Raw genomic sequence first — 7,391 nt, 5'->3', positions numbered from 1 at the left:
CCGCCCACCGCGCGTCCGGTGTGGCGCGGCGCGTTCGCGGTCGCGCTCGCGGCGGTGATGGTGGTGGCCGTCGTCGGCCTCGGCGCCTACCTCGCGGGCCGATCGGGGCGGAGCCCCGCAGCCGTGCCCGAACCGCCCGCGGCCCGGGCGGGGAGCGTGCAGACGCCGGTCTACAACACGGAGATCCCGTGCCGAACCCAGCGCACGATCGTGTGCTCCCTGGGGGTGTTCAAGGAACCGAAGGTCTCCACGCGGATGGCCGACCTGACCGCGCGCGTGTGGCACGGTGACCGGGTGCTCCTGATCTGCATGCGCGCCGACGGTCCGCTCGTCAACGACGAGACCGGGGTCGGCTCCCGCCACTGGTATCGCATCGTGGTGAGCGACACGGGAGTCGAGGGCTGGCTGCCCGCGGTCCGCACCCGCAACGAGGCCGAGGTCCCGGACTGCTCCGACTGAGCCCGTCGGGCCGCGGCGCGTGGCCGGGGAGCAGGACGATCTCCACTCCCCGGCCACTCGACCACCCGGTCACCCGATCACCCGGCAGCCCGGTCACTCGACCACCCGATCACCCGGCAGCCCGGCCACCCGGTCACTCGACCACCCGGCCACTCGACCGCCCGGTCACCCGGTCACCCGGTCACCCGGTCACCCGGTCACCCGGTCAGCAGTGCCGCATGCCCGGCATCGGGTCCTGCGGCGTGAAGACTCGCTGCGCCGGCAGGAATCCGTGCCCGCCGTCGTCGCCGTTCGTGTAGTACCAGATGGTGTTGCCGCCGCTGTGCGGGTCTCCCGAGGCCCAGCAGCTGAACCAGCTGTACGTGCTGGTCAGTCGGCCGACCGCGGGCGCGGAGAAGAAGGGCGCGGAGCGCAGGTCGCTCGTGCCGTTGGCGCAGTGCAGGGTGCCGTCCTCGTCCACGTAACAGGTCGCGGGCTGCGGGGCACCGGCAACGGCCGGCGCCGTGCCGGACGCGGCGAGGGCGACTCCGGCGACGGTGCCGGCGAGCAGGGTGCGGAGCTTCATCGGGTTCTCCCGATTCGGTGAGGCTGCCGCGAGGGCAGCGCGAGGTTCACGACTGGTCGACCCGGCGGAGGCGTCCCCGCCGTGCACACCCCGCATACGATCCGCTCGCCCTGTGCGTATGACACCTCACGCCGGGTATCTCCGGCCCGGATGTCGTCGGCCGATTCCAGTCGCTAGCGTGGTCACCATGCAGGACACGCGCCTTGGGCACGACACCACCGGACCGCGCGCATGACGCGCGTCATCGCCGGCGCCGCACGCGGTCGCCGCCTCGTCACACCGCCGGGCGAGGAGACCCGCCCGACCTCCGACCGGGCCCGCGAAGGGCTCTTCTCGTCGCTGATGTCGCTGCGCGGCAATCTCCACGGCGCACGCGTGCTCGACCTGTTCGCCGGCTCCGGCGCGGTCGGCCTGGAGGCGCTGTCCCGAGGCGCCGCGGCCGCGCTGCTCGTCGAGTCCGAGGCCAAGGCCGCGCAGGCCGTCCGGGAGAACATCGCGATCGTCAAGGAACCCGGCGCCGAACTGCGCGTCGCACGCGTGGAGAAGCTGGTCCTCGAACCGTGCCCCGGCGCGCCGTTCGACGTGATTTTCCTCGACCCGCCCTACGCGACCACGGACGGTGACGTCGCCGCCCTGGTCGTCGCATTGGCCGAGAACCGCTGGACGGCGCCCGACGCGCTGATCGTGGTCGAGCGATCGACGCGCGGCGGGGCATTCGCGTGGCCCGCGGATTTCGAAGAGATCAGGTCCCGTCGCTACGGCGAGGGAACGCTCTGGTACGGTCGCGCCGCGCACGCCTGACCAGGCCCGCGACCCGGCGGTGCGAACCCGTCGGCACCCGATTTCGAGGGGGAACCTCCGTTGCGTCGAGTCGTCTGCCCTGGTTCGTTCGACCCCGTCACCAACGGTCATCTGGACATCATCGGACGGGCTTCCAGCCTTTACGACGAGGTCTACGTGGCGATCGGCTTCAACCGAGCCAAGCCCTCCGGCCTGTTCACGATCGACGAGCGCATCGAGATGCTGCACGAGGTCACCGAGCAGTACAAGAACGTCAAGGTCGAGGCGTTCGAGGGGTTGCTGGTCAACTTCTGCAAGGAACGTGGCATTCCGGCCATCATCAAGGGCCTGCGCGCCGTCACCGACTTCGACTACGAGTTGCAGATGGCGCAGATGAACTACGGTCTTACCGAAGTGGAGACATTGTTCGTCGCGACGAACCCCCTCTACAGCTTCCTTTCGTCGAGCCTGATCAAAGAGGTCGCGACGTACGGGGGCGATGTATCCGGTCTCGTGCCGGAGACCGTGCTTCGCCGGCTCACGGAACGGCTCGCGCAGGGCTGACGCAGCACGCACCATCCCCCTCGGGCCGACCGCCCGCGGTGGGTAGGTCCGTCGCGCGATGCCGTCGAATCCGACGGCGAACGTCGGTTTCAGGAGAGAGAGCAAGCCCGTGGACGTGCAGCCCAAGCTCGACGAACTGATCGCACTGGTCGAGAGCGCCCGCTCGATGCCGATGTCGGCATCGTGCGTGGTCAACCGTGCGGACGTGGTGGCTCGGCTGGAGGAGCTCAAGAACCTCCTGCCCGAAGAGTTCAACCACGCGCGCCGAGTTCTCGGCGACCGCGAGTCGGTCATCGAGGAGGGGCGCCGCGAGGCCGAACGCGTCCTGGCGACCGCCCGCGAGGAACGCGGCTCGCTGATCGCCGACACCGAGGTCGCCCGCGAGGCGTACGGCGAGGCCGACCGGATCCTGAACGAGGCCCGCCGCGAGGCGCAGCGCATCCGCGAGGAGGCCGACGACTACGTCGACCAGAAGCTGGCCAACTTCGAGGTCGTGCTGACCAAGACCCTCGGCGCGATCGGCCGCGGCCGTGACAAGATGCGCGGCCGCCGCCCGTCCGACGAGCTCGGCGAGTACATGCAGGCGCAGGAGCTGGCCGACGCCCAGGGCAAGGGCCGCCCCGGCAGCCTCCAGGCGCAGCTCGACGGCCACGAGGAGGCCTTCGCGGCCCAGCCGGCCCAGCCCGCGCAACCGGAGTACCCCGCGCCGCCCGCACAGCAGCCCGTCGTCCCGGCCCAAGCCGGCCCCTACGACCAGGGCGGCTACACCCAGGACGCCTACGGGCAGCCGGTCTACGCGCAGCAGGGCAACGGCCAGGACGTCGCCTACCAGGGCGGCTACGAGGGCCAGTACGACATGCCCCACTACGACCAGCAGGCGCAGCAGCCGTACGCGCCCGCCCCCGGGCACGACCCGGCGAACACCGGACAGCAGCCCGCCTACGACCCGCAGGCGCAGTACGCGCAGTCGCTGGACGAGACCAGCTTCTTCGACACGAGCCTGATCGACGTCCGCCAGTTCCAGCAGGACGGCGGCCGGCAGCAGTAGGCGCGCGCCGCCCCCGGCCGCGCCTTGGTCCCGTCGCTCGAAAGGCCCCGTTTGGGGCCTGGCGCGTGGGCTGCGATACTCTTACGGACCGACCCTGCCTGAGGCGCGTTTTTCGCGTGCTCCAAGGGATCGCGAAACCCTGACCGTTGAGCCCCCCGCACCACGGGGGGTGGCATTGCATGAGGTAGGACACCCTGGACCGCTTGGATCACCGCAAACCGCTCGTCATCGATACACGCGAGCTGGGGCGTCGGCCTGGATCCATGCTGAAGGTGTCCCGCTCCGTGCCGGCCCCGGCGGACATGGGCGTGGCAGAAGTGATCGGCGCTCCGCTCGGTGCACCCATCCAGCTGGGCATCCGGCTGGAAGCGGTCATGGAGGGGGTGCTGGTCACCGGCGTCGCACAGATGCCGCTGACCGGCGAGTGCGTTCGGTGCCTGGAACCGCTCGAGCGTGAGCTCACGGTGCGCTTCCAGGAGCTGTACGTCTACCCGGACGCGGAAGCCGACGAGGACGCCTTCCGGCTCAAGGACGACCTGTTCGACCTGGAGCCGGTCCTGCGAGACGCGACGGTGCTCGCACTGCCGCTCTCGCCGCTGTGCCGGGAGGACTGCCCGGGCCTGTGCTCCGAATGTGGAGCGCTGCTCGCGGAGGACCCCGACCACAGCCACGAGCTCGCCGATCCCCGGTGGGCGAAGCTGACCAGCATCTTCGACGGACCTTCCGCCGAAGCCGACGTTGACGGCGCGTCCCGCGCCGACGAGAACCAGGAGAAGTAGCCGTGGCTGTTCCGAAGCGGAAGATGTCGCGCTCCAACACCCGGCACCGCCGGAGCCAGTGGAAGGCCACTGCCCCCAACCTGGTGACCTGCGAGCGCTGCCGTGAGCCCAAGCTGTCGCACATCGCGTGCCCGAGCTGCGGTACCTACAACCGCCGCCAGGTCCTCGACGTCTGATCCGGCCGGTGGTCGTTCCGGTGACGGAATCCTTTGCGCAGTACGCGGAACTGGAGGGGCGGCTCGGCTGGTCGCTCGATGCCGCCCTTCTGGAACGCGCCCTCACCCATCGCTCGTACGCGTACGAGCACGGCGGGCTCCCGACCAACGAGCGCCTGGAGTTTCTGGGCGACTCGGTGCTCGGACTCGTCGTCACCGACACGCTGTACCGCAGGCACCCCGACCTGCCCGAAGGTCAGCTCGCGAAACTGCGGGCCGCCGTCGTCAACTCGCGCGCCCTCGCGGGCGTCAGTCGACAACTGGACCTGGGCGCCTTCATCCGGCTCGGCCGAGGTGAAGTGGGCACGGGTGGGCGAGACAAGTCCTCGATCCTCGCGGACACACTCGAAGCCATCCTCGGTGCGGTGTATTTGGACCAGGGCCTCGATGCCGCGACCGAACTGATCCACCGGTTGTTCGATCCCCTGATCGAGCAGTCGGCGAATCTCGGTGCGGGTCTCGACTGGAAGACCAGCCTCCAGGAGCAGACCGCCGCGGCGGGTATCGGAGTCCCCGAGTATGTGGTCTCCGAGACCGGTCCCGACCACGAGAAAACCTTCACCGCGCTCGCTCGCGTCGCGGGTGTCGACTACGGCACCGGTGTCGGGCGAAGCAAGAAGGAGGCGGAGCAACAGGCCGCCGAAAGCGCTTGGCACTCGATCCGCGCCAAGTACGGGGACGGTTCCGGCACGCCGCCGGCGACCACCTAGTCTCCGAGCCAATGCCTGCCGACAGGTGGGTTCGAACCGGGAGCGGCCTTGTGCCCACTCGGCACGACCCCACCTACCGGCAGGCATTTTCGCGTTTCCCCGTCCTCGTACCGAATTCGAAGTCCCGTCTTCCCGTCCCGCGTGCGAGACGGTTCTTACAGGGAGAGTGCGCGCGTGCCCGAGCTGCCCGAGGTCGAGGTCGTCCGCAGAGGTCTGGAGACGTGGGTGGTGGGCCGCACCATCGCGCACGTCGAGGTCACCCACGAGCGCGCCGTGCGTCGCCACCTCGCCGGTCCGCTCGACTTCGCCGACACCCTGGTGGGCAGCCGTGTACACGCCGCCATGCGGCGCGGGAAGTACCTGTGGTTGCCCCTGGTGGCGCCCGGCGCCGAAGAGCCCGAGGACGCGCTCCTGGCGCACTTGGGGATGAGCGGGCAACTCCTGGTCGAGCAGCCCGAGACGCCCCGGCAAAAGCACCTGCACGTACGCCTGACGTTCACCGACGGCGGCAACGAACTGCGCTTCGTCGACCAGCGCACGTTCGGCGGCCTCGCGGTCGAGCGCGGCGGTGCGACCCTGCCCCCGTCGATGGCGCACATCGCGCGTGATCCGCTCGATCCGCTGTTCGACGACGTGCTCTTCCACGCGGCGCTGCGCCGCCGAAACACCGAGGTCAAGCGCGCGCTGCTCGACCAGAGCCTGATCAGCGGCATCGGCAACATCTACGCCGACGAGGCCCTGTGGCGCTCGAAGTTGCACGGCGCCCGGCCGACGGGCAAGCTCACGCTGGCACAGACCACACTGCTGCTCGCTTCCGTACGCGACGTGATGACCGACGCGCTCGCGGTCGGCGGGACCTCCTTCGACAGCCTGTACGTCAACGTGAACGGCGAGAGCGGCTACTTCTCCCGGGATCTGGACGCGTACGGCCGCGAGGATCAACCCTGCAACCGCTGCGCCACCGCGATCCGCCGCGTCTCGTTCATGAACCGCAGCAGCTACTTCTGCCCTGCCTGCCAACGGCCGCCTCGCCTGTCGGCGGCAGCGGGTCGACCGGCACCGCAGCAGCACTAGCGCACAGGGAGCGCGTCGTGGGATTCAACGGTGACATCGTCGTCGTGCGCGCGGCCGCGCCGCTGTCCGAACTCGCCCCGCACGTGGACACCGAACGGCACCGGGCCCGCCTCCTGTGGGAGGCCGGCGACGGTTGGTTCGCGACGCACGTGCACCACGCGGACGATCCGTACGCGTTCGAGCGCCCGTGGATGACGGCCCTGGCCGCCAAGGCCGCCTCGCCGGTCCTGGTCTGCTGGGTCTTCGAGACGCATGTCGCGCACGTGCAGGGGGTGAGCGACGAGGGCGAGTGGGAGGCGTGGCTCAATCCGGGGGACGCGGCGGCGCACCTGGCGATGAGCCGCCTCGAACTCGAGTCCGCCCGTTCCGGCGAGGACGTCTTCAGCGACCGCGGCGAACTCTCGCGCCCGGAGCGCTACGCGGAACTGCGCGACGAGGTCGTGGCGGGCCTGGGTCGGGCCCGGCCCAGGGTGGCCGCGGCGGCGGTGCGGTGGGCCGCGGCGGCAGGTCGGATCGCGTTCGCGGCTCCGATCGAGGACGTACTCGCCCGCAACCAGGGCGAGTCCGGGCCCCACGTGTTCGGCCTGCTCGCGGCGTGCCTGGGGGTAGGCGCACCACGCTTCGTGTGACGCGCGGGGTTCCCGACGCAAGGGGCTTCGAGGCGAGGGGCTTCGAGGCGCGGGCTTCGAGGCGCGAGGTGTCGACACGCGAGGCTTGACGCGTGTGGGGGACCGCCGAGCGGGTGACGTACGGCAGGAGCCAACGGTCTAGCGGCCGAAGTCCTGGGTCCACCACGGTCCCCCGGCGCCCTCCTGGATGCCCACGCCCAACGTGGTGAGGCTGCAGTCGAGGATGTTGCGGCGGTGGCCGGGACTGTTCATCCAGGCCCGCATGACGGCGTCGGCGGTCTTTTGGCCGCGCGCGATGTTCTCGGCGCCCAGGTTGCTCACACCCGCCTTCTCCGCGCGGTCCCACGGGGTCAGACCCTCGGGCGTGTTGTGGTCGAAGTAGTTGCGCCGGGCCATGTCCGCGCTGTGCGCGCGGGCCAACTCGCGGAGTTTGGCATCGGATTTCACCGGTGCGCAGCCCGCCTTCGCGCGCTCCTCGTTGACCGCCGCCAGCACCTTGTCCTCGTCGCTGCTCGGCGCGCTCGCCCGGGTCGTGGTGGGCGTCGTGGCCGGGCTGCCGGTCGTGGTC

General features: G+C 70.5%; 10 protein-coding genes and 1 pseudogene. 9 read left to right on the top strand and 2 right to left on the bottom strand.

Going from position 1 to position 7,391, the window contains the following annotated elements; translation table 11 throughout:
* Positions 1 to 459, top strand: a pseudogene (locus GT354_RS07105) (hypothetical protein); the annotation flags it as partial.
* A gap of 205 nt (positions 460 to 664) precedes the next feature.
* Here GT354_RS07105 and GT354_RS07100 read toward each other — a convergent pair.
* Positions 665 to 1,024: a hypothetical protein gene (locus tag GT354_RS07100; protein ID WP_161355394.1), complete on the bottom strand. Its 360-nt coding sequence runs from the start codon at positions 1,022 to 1,024 to the stop codon at positions 665 to 667.
* Positions 1,025 to 1,255: 231 nt separating this feature from the next.
* On the opposite strand from GT354_RS07100, the gene rsmD reads away from it, so the two are divergent.
* The 8 genes from rsmD to GT354_RS07060 all read left to right on the top strand — a co-directional run bounded on the left by rsmD (position 1,256) and on the right by GT354_RS07060 (position 6,823).
* Positions 1,256 to 1,825: a 16S rRNA (guanine(966)-N(2))-methyltransferase RsmD gene (gene rsmD, locus GT354_RS07095; RefSeq protein WP_161355392.1), complete on the top strand. Its 570-nt coding sequence runs from the start codon at positions 1,256 to 1,258 to the stop codon at positions 1,823 to 1,825.
* Positions 1,826 to 1,885: 60 nt separating this feature from the next.
* Positions 1,886 to 2,368: a pantetheine-phosphate adenylyltransferase gene (gene coaD / locus GT354_RS07090; RefSeq protein ID WP_161355391.1), complete on the top strand. Its 483-nt coding sequence runs from the start codon at positions 1,886 to 1,888 to the stop codon at positions 2,366 to 2,368.
* A 109-nt stretch (positions 2,369 to 2,477) separates the two neighbouring features.
* The gene (locus GT354_RS07085) at positions 2,478 to 3,416 is read left to right on the top strand and encodes a cell division initiation protein (RefSeq protein ID WP_161355389.1); all 939 of its coding nucleotides are present in this window, start codon (positions 2,478 to 2,480) and stop codon (positions 3,414 to 3,416) included.
* 263 nt (positions 3,417 to 3,679) lie between these two features.
* Entirely contained in the window at positions 3,680 to 4,195 is a 516-nt protein-coding gene (locus GT354_RS07080) for a YceD family protein (RefSeq protein ID WP_161355387.1), read from the top strand.
* 2 nt (positions 4,196 to 4,197) lie between these two features.
* A complete protein-coding gene (rpmF, locus tag GT354_RS07075; protein ID WP_161355386.1) occupies positions 4,198 to 4,371 on the top strand; it encodes a 50S ribosomal protein L32 in 174 nt (57 codons plus the stop codon).
* Between the two features lie 20 nt (positions 4,372 to 4,391).
* A complete protein-coding gene (gene rnc / locus GT354_RS07070; protein WP_346011904.1) occupies positions 4,392 to 5,120 on the top strand; it encodes a ribonuclease III in 729 nt (242 codons plus the stop codon).
* Positions 5,121 to 5,294: 174 nt separating this feature from the next.
* Positions 5,295 to 6,194 (top strand): bifunctional DNA-formamidopyrimidine glycosylase/DNA-(apurinic or apyrimidinic site) lyase, encoded by a 900-nt coding sequence (gene mutM, locus GT354_RS07065; RefSeq protein ID WP_161355382.1) that lies wholly within the window; start codon positions 5,295 to 5,297, stop codon positions 6,192 to 6,194.
* A gap of 17 nt (positions 6,195 to 6,211) precedes the next feature.
* Positions 6,212 to 6,823 carry a hypothetical protein gene (locus GT354_RS07060; protein ID WP_161355380.1) on the top strand — a complete coding sequence of 204 codons (612 nt, stop codon included), beginning with the start codon at positions 6,212 to 6,214 and terminating at the stop codon, positions 6,821 to 6,823.
* A 138-nt stretch (positions 6,824 to 6,961) separates the two neighbouring features.
* Here GT354_RS07060 and GT354_RS07055 read toward each other — a convergent pair.
* On the bottom strand, positions 6,962 to 7,391 hold a 430-nt coding region (locus tag GT354_RS07055; RefSeq protein WP_237534459.1), incomplete at its 5' end, for a CAP domain-containing protein.

This window comes from Streptomyces sp. SID3343, assembly GCF_009865215.1.
In the GTDB taxonomy this organism is placed as follows: Bacteria; Actinomycetota; Actinomycetes; order Streptomycetales; family Streptomycetaceae; genus Embleya.
Note: the sequence above shows the minus strand (reverse complement) of the source record. Positions and strands in the feature narration are given on the sequence as shown.